At 60.4% G+C, this 14,608-nt stretch carries 19 protein-coding genes; 8 read left to right on the top strand and 11 right to left on the bottom strand.

Translation table 11 applies throughout. From position 1 onward, the window contains the following. Nucleotides 1-166: 166 nt before the first annotated feature. Together HBO41_RS07755 and HBO41_RS07750 are read right to left on the bottom strand one after the other, a co-directional pair. A complete protein-coding gene (locus HBO41_RS07755) occupies nt 167-1,339 on the bottom strand; it encodes a winged helix-turn-helix domain-containing protein (RefSeq protein WP_169985696.1) in 1,173 nt (390 codons plus the stop codon). A 45-nt stretch (nt 1,340-1,384) separates the two neighbouring features. Continuing rightward, nucleotides 1,385-1,591 carry a DUF1127 domain-containing protein gene (locus tag HBO41_RS07750; RefSeq protein ID WP_026013616.1) on the bottom strand — a complete coding sequence of 69 codons (207 nt, stop codon included), beginning with the start codon at nt 1,589-1,591 and terminating at the stop codon, nt 1,385-1,387. A gap of 70 nt (nt 1,592-1,661) precedes the next feature. Between HBO41_RS07750 and HBO41_RS07745 the strand changes: the two genes are divergently transcribed. After that, on the top strand, nt 1,662-2,543 hold the full coding sequence (locus tag HBO41_RS07745; protein WP_169985693.1) for a LysR family transcriptional regulator: 882 nt from the start codon (nt 1,662-1,664) through the stop codon (nt 2,541-2,543). On the opposite strand, the gene HBO41_RS07740 is transcribed toward HBO41_RS07745, so the two are convergent. Then, complete coding sequence (locus HBO41_RS07740) at nt 2,533-3,282, bottom strand: sulfite exporter TauE/SafE family protein (protein ID WP_065929730.1); 750 nt, start codon at nt 3,280-3,282, stop codon at nt 2,533-2,535. The two genes, HBO41_RS07745 and HBO41_RS07740, sit on opposite strands and share 11 nt — an antisense overlap. 108 nt (nt 3,283-3,390) lie before the next feature. Here HBO41_RS07740 and HBO41_RS07735 point away from each other — a divergent pair, with 108 nt between their 5' ends. From HBO41_RS07735 to HBO41_RS07725, 3 genes are all read left to right on the top strand, one after another. Continuing rightward, nucleotides 3,391-4,341, top strand: a complete 951-nt coding sequence (locus HBO41_RS07735) for a LysR family transcriptional regulator (RefSeq protein ID WP_017136155.1) — start codon at nt 3,391-3,393, stop codon at nt 4,339-4,341. A gap of 79 nt (nt 4,342-4,420) precedes the next feature. Beyond that, a complete protein-coding gene (locus HBO41_RS07730) occupies nt 4,421-4,873 on the top strand; it encodes a MarR family winged helix-turn-helix transcriptional regulator (protein ID WP_017136154.1) in 453 nt (150 codons plus the stop codon). Nucleotides 4,874-5,123: 250 nt separating this feature from the next. Beyond that, a complete protein-coding gene (locus tag HBO41_RS07725) occupies nt 5,124-5,543 on the top strand; it encodes an organic hydroperoxide resistance protein (RefSeq protein WP_056857183.1) in 420 nt (139 codons plus the stop codon). Between the two features lie 67 nt (nt 5,544-5,610). Here HBO41_RS07725 and HBO41_RS07720 read toward each other — a convergent pair whose 3' ends face one another. Together HBO41_RS07720 and earP are read right to left on the bottom strand one after the other, a co-directional pair. Beyond that, nucleotides 5,611-6,183: an elongation factor P gene (locus HBO41_RS07720; protein ID WP_017136152.1), complete on the bottom strand. Its 573-nt coding sequence runs from the start codon at nt 6,181-6,183 to the stop codon at nt 5,611-5,613. Nucleotides 6,184-6,232: 49 nt separating this feature from the next. Continuing rightward, on the bottom strand, nt 6,233-7,366 hold the full coding sequence (earP, locus tag HBO41_RS07715) for an elongation factor P maturation arginine rhamnosyltransferase EarP (protein WP_169985691.1): 1,134 nt from the start codon (nt 7,364-7,366) through the stop codon (nt 6,233-6,235). Nucleotides 7,367-7,498: 132 nt separating this feature from the next. On the opposite strand from earP, the gene HBO41_RS07710 reads away from it, so the two are divergent. Beyond that, nucleotides 7,499-7,879: a hypothetical protein gene (locus HBO41_RS07710; protein ID WP_069788695.1), complete on the top strand. Its 381-nt coding sequence runs from the start codon at nt 7,499-7,501 to the stop codon at nt 7,877-7,879. A 12-nt stretch (nt 7,880-7,891) separates the two neighbouring features. After that, complete coding sequence (locus HBO41_RS07705; protein ID WP_069788694.1) at nt 7,892-8,374, top strand: GreA/GreB family elongation factor; 483 nt, start codon at nt 7,892-7,894, stop codon at nt 8,372-8,374. A 135-nt stretch (nt 8,375-8,509) separates the two neighbouring features. On the opposite strand, the gene cysB is transcribed toward HBO41_RS07705, so the two are convergent. The 5 genes from cysB to HBO41_RS07680 all read right to left on the bottom strand — a co-directional run bounded on the left by cysB (nt 8,510) and on the right by HBO41_RS07680 (nt 12,407). After that, nucleotides 8,510-9,484, bottom strand: coding sequence for an HTH-type transcriptional regulator CysB (cysB, locus tag HBO41_RS07700; RefSeq protein ID WP_003189876.1), 975 nt, complete (start codon nt 9,482-9,484; stop codon nt 8,510-8,512). A gap of 103 nt (nt 9,485-9,587) precedes the next feature. Beyond that, nucleotides 9,588-10,088, bottom strand: coding sequence for a universal stress protein (locus tag HBO41_RS07695; RefSeq protein WP_099549072.1), 501 nt, complete (start codon nt 10,086-10,088; stop codon nt 9,588-9,590). A gap of 48 nt (nt 10,089-10,136) precedes the next feature. Then, the gene (locus tag HBO41_RS07690) at nt 10,137-11,054 is read right to left on the bottom strand and encodes a 5'-nucleotidase (protein ID WP_017136148.1); all 918 of its coding nucleotides are present in this window, start codon (nt 11,052-11,054) and stop codon (nt 10,137-10,139) included. A gap of 16 nt (nt 11,055-11,070) precedes the next feature. Continuing rightward, nucleotides 11,071-12,024, bottom strand: coding sequence for a putative 2-dehydropantoate 2-reductase (locus tag HBO41_RS07685; RefSeq protein WP_017136147.1), 954 nt, complete (start codon nt 12,022-12,024; stop codon nt 11,071-11,073). Next, the gene (locus tag HBO41_RS07680) at nt 12,021-12,407 is read right to left on the bottom strand and encodes a co-chaperone YbbN (RefSeq protein WP_099549074.1); all 387 of its coding nucleotides are present in this window, start codon (nt 12,405-12,407) and stop codon (nt 12,021-12,023) included. Before HBO41_RS07680 ends, HBO41_RS07685 begins: the two co-directional genes overlap by 4 nt. Here HBO41_RS07680 and HBO41_RS07675 point away from each other — a divergent pair. Further along, on the top strand, nt 12,406-12,840 hold the full coding sequence (locus HBO41_RS07675; protein WP_099549075.1) for a PilZ domain-containing protein: 435 nt from the start codon (nt 12,406-12,408) through the stop codon (nt 12,838-12,840). The genes HBO41_RS07680 and HBO41_RS07675 overlap by 2 nt on opposite strands. A 130-nt stretch (nt 12,841-12,970) precedes the next feature. Next, nucleotides 12,971-14,047: a 3-deoxy-7-phosphoheptulonate synthase gene (locus HBO41_RS07670; RefSeq protein WP_017136144.1), complete on the top strand. Its 1,077-nt coding sequence runs from the start codon at nt 12,971-12,973 to the stop codon at nt 14,045-14,047. A 128-nt stretch (nt 14,048-14,175) separates the two neighbouring features. Here HBO41_RS07670 and HBO41_RS07665 read toward each other — a convergent pair whose 3' ends face one another. Further along, nucleotides 14,176-14,457: a GNAT family N-acetyltransferase gene (locus HBO41_RS07665; RefSeq protein ID WP_003189869.1), complete on the bottom strand. Its 282-nt coding sequence runs from the start codon at nt 14,455-14,457 to the stop codon at nt 14,176-14,178. Nucleotides 14,458-14,608: the final 151 nt, after the last annotated feature.

Raw genomic sequence — 14,608 nt, 5'->3', positions numbered from 1 at the left:
AGTTGCCTGGGCCGACGCCATCGCGGGCAAGCCCGCTCCCACAGGGGAATGCATTCCAACAGGGGAATGCAATTTTTATGTGGGAGGCGGGCTTGCCCGCGATGGCGTCCTAAAGTTCAACACCCAAGCTGAGCATCGCCACCCGAAGCCGCGCCGCACTCGGCCGCTAGCAGTTGAGCTGCACCTGCTCCAACCCAAGCCAGCCCGCCATCTGCCGCAGATTCAGGGCCAACGCCTGCATCCCTTCCTCATCCAGCCCCGGTTCTTCCTCGTGCACCGCGTGCACTGCCAGGCGCCCATTGGCGCGTTCGGCGCGCAGGTCAACCCGCGCGGCAATCCGCTCATTGTGCAAAAACGGCAGCACGTAGTAGCCATACACCCGTTTGTGTTGCGGGGTGTAGATCTCCAGCCGGTAACGAAAATCGAACAGACGCTCGGTGCGGCTGCGCTCCCAGATCAATGAATCGAACGGCGAGAGCAAGGCGCTTGCGGGCACTTTGCGTGGCACTTTGGGTTCAGGCAGGCAGTAAGCCGCCTGCTTCCAGCCCTGCACCTGGCACACCTGCAACTGCCCATCCTCGACCAACTCGGCCAGGCGGCCACGGCTGTCGGCGGGGTCCAGGCGGAAATAGTCGCGCAGGTCTTTTTCGGTGGCGACGCCCAATGCAGTCGCGCTGTGCAGCAGCAAACCGCGCTGAGCTTCGGCTTCGCTCACAGACGCTTGAAGAATATCGGCGGGAATGACCCGTTCCGGCAAATCATAGAGCCGCTCAAAACCGCGCCGCCCCGCGACGGTGACCAAACCGGCGGCGAACAGCCATTCCAGCGCGTGTTTTTCCTCACTCCAATCCCACCAGGGGCCGGCACGCTCCTCGCGGGTCGACAAGCTGCCCGCGCCCAATGCGCCTTGCTGCTCGACGGTGTGCAGCACGCGCTGAATGGTGGCCTGCTGCTCACGCCCAAAGCGCGCCATCTGCGAATAGATGCCCTGCCCCATCTTTGCCCGCTCCATGCGCCAGCGCATCAACGGGTACAGCGCCATGGGCAGCAAGGAGGCCTCATGGCCCCAATACTCAAACAACGAGCGGCGCCGGCCCTGGCTCCAGGCAGCGTGTTCAAGGATCAACGGGGAGTAATGGCCCAGGCGCGAAAACAGCGGCAGGTAATGGGAACGCACCACGGCGTTGACCGAATCGATCTGCAATACACCCAACCGCTCAATCAAACGGTTGAGGTGCGCAGCCTTGATCAATGCTGGCGCCTGGCGCCCGGAAAATCCCTGGGCCACCAGCGCCATGCGGCGTGCTTGCTTGAGGGAAAACGACAGGTCGACGGGCATGGGTCTCTCCGTGTGAGCTCGCCGACCACCCTACTGCATCCTGGCTTATTTTCGCAGCGGGTCTTGCCAGAAATGCAGATGACGCTCCTGCTCGACATCGCTGCGGTTAAGCCCAATATCCTTAAGCGCTTCATCGCTCAAGCTTGCCAGGGCATGGCGCTCCTCATGCAGCGCCTGCCAGCGGGCAATGCTGCGAAGCAGCACGGAAAACGGGCGCTTGCCCAGCAACACAAAACCTTTCTGACCTTTCATCTTCTCGCCCTCCAGTGGGGATGGCGCAAGTGTGTGCCTGGCCTTATGATCAATCCAACGAATGTTTCTTATGCAATACATCTCTGAGATTGATCAATTGTCCAGCTACCCAAGCATTGACACCGACGTACTGCGCACCTTCGTCGCCATCGCCGACCAGGGCGGCTTTACCCGCGCCGGCGAGTTGGTCAACCGCACGCAATCGGCGGTGAGCATGCAGATGAAGCGGCTGGAAGAAGACGTGCTGCAACGCAAGTTGTTCGAGCGCGATGGCCGCCAAGTAAGGCTCACGCCGGAAGGCGAGGTATTACTGGGTTATGCACGGCGCATCCTGAAACTGCACAGTGAAGTGTTCAACACCCTGCGCGAACCGCATATGGTGGGATTGGTGCGCATCGGCACGCCGGATGACTACGTGATGCGCTTTCTGCCGGGCATTCTCAAACAGTTTTCCAAGGCCTACCCACTGATCCAGATCGAGATGCACTGCGAGTCGTCATCGGTGTTGATGCAGCGCAGAGACTTGGCGCTGACCGTCATCAGCCGTGAACCCGGTAAGGAAATCGGCGAGTTGTTGCGCACCGAGCGCATGGTGTGGGCGGCCGCGCCGTGCTTCTGCGTGGACGAGCACGAGGCACTGCCCCTGGCCGGTTCCGGTACTGACTGCCTTTACTACCAGTGGACCCGCGCAGCGCTGGATGCGGCCGGGCGTGATTATCGCATGGCCTACCACAGCTCTAATGTGGCAGCGATCCAGGCGGTGGTTAACGCGGGCCTGGCCGTGATGGTGTGCATGGAAAGCCTGGTGACCGACGACTTGCGAATCCTGAGCAGCGACGACGGCTTCCCGCCACTGCCCTCGATGAACCTGCACTTGTTACGCAACCCGGCAATGACCTCGCCGATCACCGAATGCCTGGCGCAATACATCGTCGAAGGCTTCAGACTTTAAAGGTCAACATCACCGCACACACCGCCAGGAAAGCGCAGAACAGCCCGCGCAACACACGCTCCGGCAACGCATGGGCGACTTTCACGCCCCAACTGATGCTCAGCAGGCCACCCACCGCCAGCGGCACGCCGATCATCCAGTCCACTTCATGGTGCCAGGCGTAGGTGACCAGCGTCACACTGGTACTGGGCAATGCCAGGGCCAGCGACAAGCCTTGCGCAACCACTTGGGTGGTGCCGAACAGGCTGGTCAGTACCGGCGTGGCAACCACCGCGCCGCCCACGCCGAACAAGCCGCCCATGGAACCGGACGCAGCACCCAGCACGCCGAGCCATGGCCAGGAATAACGCATTTGCGCAGTCGGCGGTGCGTTGCGGGTGAACAGGCGCAGCAGGTTGTACGCCGCCAGCGTCAGCAAGAACGCGATGAAGCCGATGCGCATGGCCCCGGCGTCCAGGCCCACCGCCCAGATCGAACCCAGCCAGGCAAAGCTGAAGCCCATGACCCCCAGCGGCAGCGCGTGACGCAATTCAATCCGGTTGCGTTGATGGTAACGCCACAACGCCAGCATCACGTTGGGCACGACCATCACCAAGGCCGTGCCTTGGGCAATCTGTTGATCCAGGCCGAACAACACGCCCAGTACCGGAATTGCGATCAGCCCGCCACCAATGCCAAACAACCCGCCGACCGTACCGAGCGCCGCGCCCAATACCAGATACATCGCCAAATCCATCACCGCTCACCACTCCAGAAGCCCAGGCCTTGCATGCTACGCAGTCGGCTATAGCGTGGAAACGCACAGCAACGCACAATGGCTGTGCCAATCTCGCATAAGCGCACACCCATGAACCCCAACACTCTGACCGAGCAACTGAGCCTGTTTCTGGATGTATTGGAGACCGGCAGTTTTTCCGCCGCCGCGCGCCGCCACCCACTGACACCCTCGGCGGTAGCGCGGCGCATCGACAGCCTGGAAAGCTCGGTGGGCAGCCGCCTGTTCCAGCGCAGCACCCACGCGGTGCTGCCCACGCCGGCGGGCCTGGCCTTCGCCGAGCGGGCGCGGCGGATCGTCAGCGAATTGCAGCTGGCCCGTGCCGAAGCCGTGTCCTTGAGCCATGCGCCGGAAGGCTTGATCCGGGTGGACGCCCCGGCCGCCTTTGGTCGACGGCACTTGGCGCCGGTAATTGCCGACTTTTTGAATGTGTACCCTGGGCTCGATGTGCACCTGCACTTGATCGACAGCTTTGTCGATATGCAGGGCGCGCACCTGGGCAAAGTCGATTTGGTGCTGCGCGCCGGGCATATCGTTGACACTCGCCTGGTGGCCACGCCCCTGGCGAGCATTGTGCGCATCGCCTGTGCCAGCCCGGCATACCTCAAAAGCCATGGCACGCCCAGCCACCCACGCGAGCTGAGCGAGCACGATGGCCTGGACTGGGACGGCCTGGCGCCGATGTTCGCGTGGCGCTTCGAACTGGATGGGCGCCGCACCCTCTACCGGCCGCGGCGTATCCGCATGAGCGCCAACAACGCCGAAGCCCTACTGTCTGGCGCCCTTGCCGGGCTGGGTATCGCCCACCTGCCCACGTGGCTGGCCAGCGAATACCTGGTGCGCGGCGAGTTGCTGCCGCTGTTTTGCGAAAAAGGCCTGCCCAGCCCGGAAACCGCTGGCATCTACGCGTTGCGCCTGGAACAGCAACCGAATGCGCGCAGCCGTTTGCTGCTGGAATACCTCAAATCGCGTTTCAGCCCTGTGCCGCCATGGGATCTGGCGCTGCAAAGCGGCCTGGTCTGACCGGTGCGCCAGAATTATCTGGCGCATTAAAGGTTTGCCCGCTAGATTCCTGGGCATACACGCTTTTTAAGGCAGCACCATGAGTAAAAATCCCAACCCGTGCGAAAACCTGATGCTGGACAACCAGCTGTGTTTCGCCCTGCACTCCACCTCGTTGCTGATGACCAAAGTCTACAAGCCGCTGCTACAAGCCCTCGGCCTGACCTACCCGCAGTACTTGGCCATGATGGTGCTGTGGGAAGAGGATGGCTTGACCGTCGGCGAAATCAGCCACCGCTTGCTCACCGACCCGGGCTCCCTCACGCCATTGCTCAAACGCCTGGAAGCCGAAGGCCTGCTCAGCCGCACCCGCAAGCGTGAAGATGAGCGGGTGGTGGTGGTGGAACTGACCGAAGCGGGACGTGCCTTGCAGGAAAAGGCGATGGGGATTCCGCAGTGCATTCTGGGGGCGAGCGGTATGCAGCTTGAGCAGTTGCGCAAGCTGCAGGCGGATCTGATTGCGTTGCGTAGTAATTTGCAGGGCGCTGTCTGACGCGATTTTCCAAACACTAAAAATCTGAATGTGGGAGCGGGCTTGCCCGCGATAGCGTTGTGTCAGTCGCCAGATGTGCTAACTGATTCACCGCCATCGCGGGCAAGCCCGCTCCCACATTTTGGGATCTTTGTACTCAACAAAACATTTTTTATATTTATCTTGCGCGCTAAATATTAGCGCTATATATTCGCCTCACCAACTACTTAGCGCGCAAACATTTAGCGCTAAACAACAAGAGGACGATACCATGCAAACGCTCTATACCGCAGTAGCCACCGCCACCGGCGGCCGTGATGGTCGCGCTGTTTCCAGCGACAACATCCTCGACGTCAAACTCTCCACCCCAAAAGAACTGGGCGGCGCTGGCGGCCAGGCCACCAACCCCGAGCAACTGTTCGCCGCCGGCTATTCGGCCTGCTTTATCGGCGCGCTGAAATTCGTCGCCAGCCAGACAAAACGCAAAATCCCGGATGACGCCTCGATCACCGCCCACGTCGGCATCGGCCAAATCCCCGGCGGTTTCGGCCTGGACATCGACCTGCACATCAGCCTGCCGGGCCTGGCACAAGACGAGGCGCAAAGCCTGGTCGACGCCGCGCACCAGGTCTGCCCGTACTCCAACGCCACCCGTGGCAACGTCGATGTGCGCCTGCACGTGACGGTCTGATTTACAAGCGCGCACAAAAAAGCCCGACACCAGGTCGGGCTTTTTTTGTCGTACGGTTTGGCCAGAATTACTTCTTGGCGCGACCTTTGTACGAACCACCTTCACGGGTGTCGATCTCGATCATGTCGTCGATTTCGATGAAATCAGCAACCTGCAGCTCGGTACCGTTAGCCAGTTTGGCAGGCTTCATCACCTTGCCCGAAGTGTCGCCGCGAGCGGAACCTTCGGTGTAGGCAACTTTACGCACGATGGTGGTCGGCAGCTCTACGGAAACCAGACGGTCTTCGAAGAAGATCGCTTCGCAGACGTCTTCCATGCCTTCTTCCACGAACGGCAGAACGGCTTCGATATCTTCAGCGTTCAGCTCGTACATGGTGTAGTCGGTGGTGTCCATGAACGTGTAGGTGTCGCCGCTGATGAAGGACAGGGTCGCTTCTTTGCGGTCGAGGATCACGTCGTCCAGTTTGTCATCGGCGCTGTAGACGATCTCGGTCTTGTAACCGGTCAGCAGGTTCTTCAGCTTGGTCTTCATGATTGCGCTGTTACGACCAGACTTGGTGAACTCAGCTTTCTGAACCAGCCAAGGGTCGTTTTCGAGACGGATCACTGTACCGGGTTTCAGTTCTTTACCAGTTTTCATTGCATATATCCGAAATTTGGATGGGATTTACAAAATTCAAGGTGGCGTATCATATCCAACTTTCATAAAACTGTACCAGCGCCGTCGCAAGATCGGCCTGCAAGCCTTGTTCCAGACACCAGGTTTGCGCGTGCAGGTGTACCTCCGGCCAGTGTTCCATGAGCATTTTCCACGCTTGTGCCATATCGCCATCAGCGTTCCAGGCTTGCCACAGGGTCACCACAGCGACCTTGGCGGCGGGCGACAACGCGGCGGTGTACAGCGCCAGAAAGGCGTCGAGCTTGTCCAGGTGGATGTCTTCGTCCTGGCGGTAGATGTGCCACAGCAACGGCCGCCCCGCCCATTGGGCACGCACGAACGAGTCTTCGCCGCGCACGGCGTTGAAGTCGCAGCACCACAGCAGGCGGTCATATTGTTCCTGGCGCACGAACGGCAGCACCTGCACGGTCAGCGCCTCGCGTTGATGCACATCGCCCACCGCCAGCGCCTCGACACCGAGCCAGCGCTGCACGTCGCCGAGGATGCGGCCTTCCGGCACCAACAGATGAGTGGCATGCCCATCCGTCGCCAACACGTCCAGCCAGCTGGCGAGCCCGGCATTTTCATAGGCAAACAACGACATCAGCCGCGCACCGGCTGCCGGAACGACGCCTATCGACTGCAGGAATTGTTGTCGCGCTGCGCCGTCATGCTGAAATGCCTGACGCTGCTCCAACAACCCGCCTTCACGCAAAAGCCCGCCCGTGCCCGGACGAAACCCCGGAAAGAAGAAGTACTTTTGCACGCCCTTGAACTTCACCGACGGCAGACGGTGGCAACCCACCACCCAGTCTTCGGCGCTGAGGTAATCCAGATTCATCCACAACGGCGTGCGTTCGCGCGCGGCCATGGCCTCCATATAATCGGGCGGCAACTGGCAAGCGAAGGCGGCGATCACAACGTCGGCGGGTAGCGTCTGCGGCCAGTCGGCCGCCCAGTGACGCACTTCAACGCCTTCCTGCCATTGCTGATCGCGCTGCACCTCGATTTCGGGGCACATGCGTTCGAAGGCGCGCAGGTCGTCGACCCATAAGCGCACTTCGCACGCATGCTCAACCACCAACTGCCGGGCCAGGCGCCAGGTCACGCCGATGTCGCCGTAGTTGTCGACGACGCTGCAAAAAATATCCCAGCGGGCTTTCATTCCGGGCTCCAACATTCAAAGGCTCGATTGTCCGCATAAATGCGCCGATGCAGAAGGCTTGATCGCGATTATTCTGCACAGTGGCTGTGCGACAATCGCCGCCACGCCGTCAATGCCTGCCAGGAGGCCAACATGTCCGAACGTCCGTTGTCGCTGTTCAAGCTCAGTGCTGCCGTGGCCTTTGGCCTGTGGCTGGGGTTTATCGCCATTGTGCTGACCGCCTGGCTGGCCTCGCGCTACCTGTTCCCGCAAAGCCTCGCACCCGTGGCTCAAGCGGTTCAACAAGCCGTTCAACAGATGGGCAAACCGGCCGCTGTGGCGCCGGAGCCGCCGAACCGTATGTTCGAGCAATACACCGAGAACCTGCGCAAGCAGGAACAACAACAAACCCTGGACCAGGCGCGCAACAATGCGCGCAACCTGTCTAACCCCAAATGCCAGTTCTGGCTGCAACAAGACCAGAACGCGCCCAATGAAAAGAGCAAGGCGAATGTCCTGCAATTTTGCGAATGACCCAGCACACCCATGAATAAACATGCCGTTCACCAGTTGATCCTGGAAAAACTCAGCGTCGACCTCGACATCGCTCAGCGTGCCGCACAGACCGCCTACGAAACCGCGACCCACGAAGAAAACATCGCGGAGAACAAGTACGACACCTTGGGGCTGGAAGCTTCCTACCTCGCGGCCGGGCAAGCCAAACGCGTCGAAGAGATCAAGCAAGCGCTGGCGTTGTGCCAGAACCTGCAACTACGCGCCTACGATGATCAACGCGGGATTGAGGTCGGCACGCTACTAGGCCTGGAGGACGAGAACAGCCGCCAGCAGTGGCTGTTCCTGGCGCCGGATGCGGCAGGCTTGAAAGTCGATGTGGTGGGCCAGCCGGTGACCGTCATCACCCCGCGCTCGCCCCTGGGCAAAAGCCTGCTGGGCAAGTTCGAGGGTGATGAGGTGGAGATTCTGGTGGCGGGCGCCCGGCAACACTTCACGGTTACCGAGGCCAAGTAAACCACTCTAAGCACGGGGGCTTACCGTGGCGAGGGAGCTTGCTCCCGCTCGGGTGCGCAGCGCCCGCAAGCTTTTTGGGGCCGCTACGCAGCCCAGCGGGAGCAAGCTCCCTCGCCACACCTGCAATAATCAATATCAGTGGACGGGCAATTCAACGCCGTCAAACAGCTCTTCCAGTTCCTGCTTGTTATGGCACTGGATCGCCTTGGCCATGACTTCACGGGTCAGGTGCGGTGCAAACTTCTCGATGAAGTCGCACATGAAACCACGCAGGAAGGTGCCACGGCGGAAGCCGATCTTGGTCACGCTGGACTCGAACAATTCGCTGGCGTCGAGCACGACCAGGTCTTTATCGAGGTTGGTGTCGACCGCCATTTTAGCGACGATACCCACACCCAGGCCCAGGCGCACGTAGGTCTTGATCACGTCGGCGTCAGCGGCGGTGAACACCACTTTCGGTGTGAGGCCGCGATGGCTGAAGGCTTCATCGAGCTTGGAGCGGCCGGTAAAGCCGAACACATAAGTGACGATCGGGTATTCAGCCAGGGCTTCGAGGGTCAGCTTCGGCAGCTTGGCCAACGGGTGGCCCTGGGGCACGACCACGCAACGGTTCCAGCGGTAGCACGGCATCATCACCAGGTCGCCGAACAGCTCAAGGGCTTCGGTGGCGATGGCAAAATCGACGGTGCCGTCAGCGGCCATCTCGGCGATCTGCATCGGCGAACCCTGGTGCATGTGCAGGGCCACATCGGGGTATTGCTTGATGAAATCGCGGATCACCGGCGGCAAGGCATAACGCGCCTGGGTGTGGGTGGTGGCGATCGACAGGGTGCCTTTCTTCTCGTTGGAGAATTCCTGGGCGATCTGCTTGATGCTTTCGACTTTGCGCAGGATCTCGCCGGCGGTGGTGATAATGCGCTCACCGGCCGGGGTCACACGGGTCAGGTGTTTGCCGCTGCGCGCGAATACTTCGACGCCCAGCTCGTCTTCGAGCAGGCGGATCTGCTTGCTGATACCGGGTTGCGAGGTGTAAAGGCTTTGAGCGGTAGCGGAAACGTTGAGGTCGTGGTGCGCCACTTCCCAGATGTAGCGCAGTTGTTGAAGCTTCATATATGTCCCTCAAAGCGGATAGACGCCACGGGTATCAGCGACGGTATATAACTATATTAAAGGTCAGACAGATAAATCTAGAACTTTTTATCGTTTTTACCCATCACGTGTCATCAGTGCGTCGACGCTGCAGCGACGGCACCATGTAAACCGGCACTGTGGCCAGTTGCAGTACCCGCGCCGCCGTGCGCCCAAGCGGTGTGGCGGTCGCGGTTGTGTGGCTATGACTACCTACGATCAACAGGTCAACGGAAAGTTTACGCAGCTCATCGAGAATCACCTCGCACGGGTCCCCCTGGATCACGCGCACCGAGCGAATCAACTGCAGGTCTTGCTCGCCCTCCCCCAACTCCTCGCGGAAACTGTCGAGCACCCGTTGCTCGATGGTCGCCATCACCGTGTTCAGGCCCTGGCTCTGCCATTCACTCAGGGCCTTCTCATCAAGGTAGCTTTGCAACACCGATTCGGCGAACAACCCGATCGGCTCGACCACATGAATCACATACAAATCCGCCTTGAACGTCCGGGCCAGCGCCAGCGCATGTTGCATGACATACGGCGCATACAGACCGAGGTCCGTGGCATACAACATCGAACGAATCATAGAACCTCCTGGACTGCCAGGATGGCGGGGATTGATTGAGCTTAGCAGCTAGCTCTCGGTCTGGATTTTCAACTCATTGCTGATGCCATGGGGCACATGCCCGGTGGTCACCACCTCCCTGGCTTTCTCACAATGACCGGCCTGGTCATCGAAAAACACATCGGCGGCGAACGCCTCCAAAAACGCGGATTTCTCCAGGCCGCCAAGGAACAGTGACTCATCCAGGCGGATGTCCCATTCGCGCAAGGTGCGAATCACCCGCTCATGGGACGGCGCCGAACGCGCGGTGACCAGGGCGGTGCGGATCGGGCAGGCGTCGTCCGCGAACTCGCGCTGCAACAGGTTGAGCGCCGCCAGGAAGCCCTTGAACGGACCGCCGTGCAAAGGCTCGCGTGCCGACTCGCGCTCGCTGGCATGAAACGCCTCTATCCCACCGACCTGATACACGCGCTCCGACTCATCGGAAAACAGCACCGCATCGCCGTCGAATGCAATGCGCAGTTCTTCACTCGATGCCCGGCGCGCGCCGCCGGACAGAATCGTCGCCGCAGCGAAACCAGCATCCAGGGCGCTGCGCACATCTTCAGCATGGGTCGACAAAAACAAATGGCAACCAAACGCGGCCAAATAAGGATATGGACTACGCCCTCCTACGAAAGCGGCGCGGGAAATATCCAGGCCGTAATGCTGGATCGAATTGAACACGCGCAAACCGGTGTCGGCGCTGTTGCGTGACACCAGCACCACTTCGACGCGGGCACGCCCGAGGCTGGCGTTAAGGCTAAGGAGCTTTTTGACCAGCGGGAAGGCGTCGCCGGGTTCGAGGGTTTCTTCCTCGTGTTCGATCTGGTATTTGCGATACGCCTCCACCCCTTCGTTCAGGTAGATCTTGTGGCTGTCGCTCAGGTCGAACAGTGCCCGCGACGAAATCGCCAGCACCAGTTTGTCGCCCAATCCTTTCGCCATAGTGTTTCTCCCCAATTCAGCGATTGCGCCGATCAATAAAACTCAAGGCCTGGTAGAGCGCCTGCATGCATGGCAATTCACAGCCCGCCGCTTTGGCAGCGGCCAATGGCCGGGCGTAGATCGCCGCCAGTTCCAGCGGGCGTTTGTGCACGTGGTCGTGGTACATGCTGGGCAGGTAGTCAGCCATGGTGTCGGTCATGGTGAGCATTTGCTCGACGTAACTGCCGGGAATTTCATGGCCACAGGCGTGGGCGCCCTTCACCACTTCAGTCATCAGGGCCTGGATCAGTTCGCGGCTGGACTCATCGGCCATCATCGCGCTGGTGCCGGTGCCCAGCAATACCGAGAGGCCATTGAACGGCACATTCCAGACCAATTTATGCCACCGCGCCTGGTGCACGTTGGCCATGGCCTGGGACTCGATGCCGGCCTGGTGAAACAGCGCGGCGCCCTCCTCGACAATGGCCTTCTGCTGCGCCTCATCGTTGGCCGCCGTGCCACTGTGATAGCCAAGATTCACCCGGCCCAACGCCTGATGCTCGACGACACCCGGCCCGGAACGATGCACGCCGATGTAACACAAGCCGCCCAACAGGTGCAGCGACGATGGCAGGTGTTCGCGCAGGCTGTCTTCAACATCGAGGCCGTTTTGCAGGAGCACTACCTTGGCGCCCGGTGCGGCGACCTGGGCAAGGGTTGGGGCCAGCTCCACGTTGCCGGTGGATTTGGTGCCGACCAGCAGCCAGTCGCACGCCGGCATATCGGCAGCCTGGGCATAGGCCTGCACAGGGTGCAGGTGCAACTTGCCGTGCACAGTACTGTTGAGGTGCAGGCCATGCTCGGCGACCGCCGCATATTCACTGCGCAACAGAAAGTGCACATCGAACCCGGCACGCGCCAGCATCAGGCCGTAAAAACCACCGATGGCGCCGGTGCCGATAATGCCGATGCGGGGCGACTGTGCTGTCATGGCAGATCCTCTGGAGTACGGGTAAGTGCTTGATTAATCGCGTCCGCAAGGTCGGGCCGGGTAAGACGCGCCTGTAACTGCCCAAGGAATTGACCCTCGCACACGAGGAACAACGTGGGCAAATGAAAGATCTGGTAGCGCTCAACCGCCCCGCCGTTGTGCCCGGCATCCACCCAGCACACGCGCTCGACCGGCAACGTCCAGCCGGGCAGTTGCTGGCGTGCCCAACGGCAACTGGAACAGCCCACGCTGGTAAACACCAGCAGCGAAATACCTGGCAATCCCAGCAATTGCTGGTCAATATCCAGGTCGGTCAATTCCAGTTCCTTCACTATACTGCTGCCACTGCCGTCAATTGGACGGTGCTCGGAGTCCGTGTACATGGGTCGTTTTTTACCTCACCCTGATGATGTCGCTGTCGAGTTAATCCAACGTCCCGCCCCCGCTATTCCCCGCCAACGCCTGCACACTATCGGCCTGGGCGGCGTCGCCTGCAATTGCCCGCGTGCCTGGCGCCAGGGCACGGCGGTTGATCTACGCATCCCGTCACTGGGTGCCAGCGCCCGTTATCCGGGCTATGTAGCCTGGTGTCGCAAAGTCGATAATGGCTACCGTATCGGCGTTTCCTTTACCGATGAACATGCCTTGTTCGGTGCGCGCATGGGCGAGCAAGTGTGCCAGATCGAACGCTACTGCCGCCTGCACGAAGACGCCGAGCCAACCCCTGCCCAGCTCGAGACCATGGCCCGTGAGTGGGTTTCACGCCATGCCAGTGAGTTCGCCCACGACACCTTTGTGGCGCCGGTGCTGGATTAAAGCCGGCTTTGCCCATTGTCGCGGCCCCGTGTTACGCGCTAAGGTTCCTCCCCCCTGCATTCAAATCATGCTGTGCCCGCCGCACGGGGATAGCAGGCGGCCGGCACCCGTGACCCTGGCGAGTAACACGATGGCTGATTTACCGATCAATGACCTTAACGTCGAATCCAACGAGACCCTGATCACCCCTGATCAGCTCAAGCGCGAAATCCCTTTGAGCGATGCTGCCCTGCAGACCGTGACCAAGGGCCGCGAAGTCATTCGTGACATTCTCGATGGCACCGACCACCGCCTTTTTGTAGTGATCGGCCCGTGCTCGATCCACGACCTCAAGGCTGCCCACGAATACGCCGAGCGCCTTAAAGTGCTGGCGGCTGAAGTGTCCGACACCTTGTATCTGGTGATGCGCGTCTATTTCGAGAAACCACGCACCACCGTCGGCTGGAAAGGTTTGATCAACGACCCGTACCTGGACGACTCGTTCAAGATTCAGGACGGTTTGCACATCGGTCGCCAATTGCTGCTGGACCTGGCCGAAATGGGCCTGCCGACCGCGACCGAAGCGCTGGACCCGATCTCCCCGCAGTACCTGCAGGACCTGATCAGCTGGTCGGCCATCGGCGCACGCACCACCGAGTCCCAGACCCACCGCGAAATGGCGTCCGGCCTGTCCTCGGCCGTGGGTTTCAAGAATGGCACCGATGGCGGCCTGACGGTTGCGATCAACGCCCTGCAATCGGTGTCCAGCCCACACCGCTTCCTGGGTATCAACCAGGAAGGTGGCGTGTCCATCGTCACCACCAAGGGCAACGCCTATGGCCACGTGGTATTGCGCGGCGGCAACGGCAAGCCCAACTATGATTCGGTCAGCGTGGCGCTGTGCGAACAGGCGCTGAACAAGGCCAGGATCAAGCCGAACATCATGGTCGACTGCAGCCACGCCAACTCCAACAAGGACCCGGCCCTGCAACCGCTGGTGATGGAAAACGTCGCCAACCAGATTCTTGAAGGCAACCAGTCGATTATCGGCTTGATGGTCGAAAGCCACTTGAACTGGGGCTGCCAGTCGATTCCAAAAGACCTGGCCGACTTGCAGTACGGCGTGTCGATCACCGATGCCTGCATCGACTGGTCAGCCACCGAGACCACCCTGCGCAGCATGCATGCCAAGCTCAAGGACGTGTTGCCCAAGCGCAAACGCACCTGACCTTACACTGCGCACACAAAAACGCCGGGCTTAGCCCGGCGTTTTTGTGTGCGGCATCTGATTGATCGTTCCCACGCTCTGCGTGGGAATGCAGCCATGGACGCTCCGCGTCCCGCCTCACTCAATATTCAGAGCTTCGCGGCATGGCGCTGATGGCGCTCCATGTAGCGCTCTACGTAAGAGCACGAAGGGATCACGGTGTACCCGGCCTCTTCGGCGAACTTCAACGCTTCCTCGGTCAACGCAGCAGCAATGCCGCGCCCGCGCAATGCGTTGGGCACGAAGGTGCGATAGATGTCCAGGGTCTGTTTGCCCAGGTCCATATAGGTCAGATAGGCACGATGACCGTCCACATTGGTCTCGAACTGATGACCAGCCTGGTCATGGTGGATGGACAACGCCTCGCTCATCACTACTCCTCGCGGGTCTTGGATTTCGACCCCTACCTTACCGATGTTTTTCCGGCGAAGGAACATCTACGCCACCCCGTGCCGGTTTCGACAACGAGAAAACCTATAGCGCTCACAACCAGCACGTAGAGAATAGTAGGCACCAATGCTG

Source organism: Pseudomonas sp. WS 5146 (assembly GCF_012985495.1).
Lineage (GTDB): Bacteria > Pseudomonadota > Gammaproteobacteria > Pseudomonadales > Pseudomonadaceae > Aquipseudomonas > Aquipseudomonas edaphica.
The sequence above is the reverse complement of the archived record's forward strand: the minus strand, read 5'-3'. Positions and strand labels throughout refer to the sequence as shown.

What these genes read in the sequence shown, in the direction of transcription:
- HBO41_RS07755 (WP_169985696.1), bottom strand. Translation starts at nt 1,339, where the DNA reads ATGCCCGTCGACCTGTCGTTTTCCCTCAAGCAAGCACGCCGCATGGCG.
- HBO41_RS07750 (WP_026013616.1), bottom strand. Translation starts at nt 1,591, where the DNA reads ATGAAAGGTCAGAAAGGTTTTGTGTTGCTGGGCAAGCGCCCGTTTTCC.
- HBO41_RS07745 (WP_169985693.1), top strand. Translation starts at nt 1,662, where the DNA reads ATGCAATACATCTCTGAGATTGATCAATTGTCCAGCTACCCAAGCATT.
- HBO41_RS07735 (WP_017136155.1), top strand. Translation starts at nt 3,391, where the DNA reads ATGAACCCCAACACTCTGACCGAGCAACTGAGCCTGTTTCTGGATGTA.
- HBO41_RS07730 (WP_017136154.1), top strand. Translation starts at nt 4,421, where the DNA reads ATGAGTAAAAATCCCAACCCGTGCGAAAACCTGATGCTGGACAACCAG.
- HBO41_RS07725 (WP_056857183.1), top strand. Translation starts at nt 5,124, where the DNA reads ATGCAAACGCTCTATACCGCAGTAGCCACCGCCACCGGCGGCCGTGAT.
- HBO41_RS07720 (WP_017136152.1), bottom strand. Translation starts at nt 6,183, where the DNA reads ATGAAAACTGGTAAAGAACTGAAACCCGGTACAGTGATCCGTCTCGAA.
- earP (WP_169985691.1), bottom strand. Translation starts at nt 7,366, where the DNA reads ATGAAAGCCCGCTGGGATATTTTTTGCAGCGTCGTCGACAACTACGGC.
- HBO41_RS07710 (WP_069788695.1), top strand. Translation starts at nt 7,499, where the DNA reads ATGTCCGAACGTCCGTTGTCGCTGTTCAAGCTCAGTGCTGCCGTGGCC.
- HBO41_RS07705 (WP_069788694.1), top strand. Translation starts at nt 7,892, where the DNA reads ATGAATAAACATGCCGTTCACCAGTTGATCCTGGAAAAACTCAGCGTC.
- cysB (WP_003189876.1), bottom strand. Translation starts at nt 9,484, where the DNA reads ATGAAGCTTCAACAACTGCGCTACATCTGGGAAGTGGCGCACCACGAC.
- HBO41_RS07695 (WP_099549072.1), bottom strand. Translation starts at nt 10,088, where the DNA reads ATGATTCGTTCGATGTTGTATGCCACGGACCTCGGTCTGTATGCGCCG.
- HBO41_RS07690 (WP_017136148.1), bottom strand. Translation starts at nt 11,054, where the DNA reads ATGGCGAAAGGATTGGGCGACAAACTGGTGCTGGCGATTTCGTCGCGG.
- HBO41_RS07685 (WP_017136147.1), bottom strand. Translation starts at nt 12,024, where the DNA reads ATGACAGCACAGTCGCCCCGCATCGGCATTATCGGCACCGGCGCCATC.
- HBO41_RS07675 (WP_099549075.1), top strand. Translation starts at nt 12,406, where the DNA reads ATGGGTCGTTTTTTACCTCACCCTGATGATGTCGCTGTCGAGTTAATC.
- HBO41_RS07680 (WP_099549074.1), bottom strand. Translation starts at nt 12,407, where the DNA reads ATGTACACGGACTCCGAGCACCGTCCAATTGACGGCAGTGGCAGCAGT.
- HBO41_RS07670 (WP_017136144.1), top strand. Translation starts at nt 12,971, where the DNA reads ATGGCTGATTTACCGATCAATGACCTTAACGTCGAATCCAACGAGACC.
- HBO41_RS07665 (WP_003189869.1), bottom strand. Translation starts at nt 14,457, where the DNA reads ATGAGCGAGGCGTTGTCCATCCACCATGACCAGGCTGGTCATCAGTTC.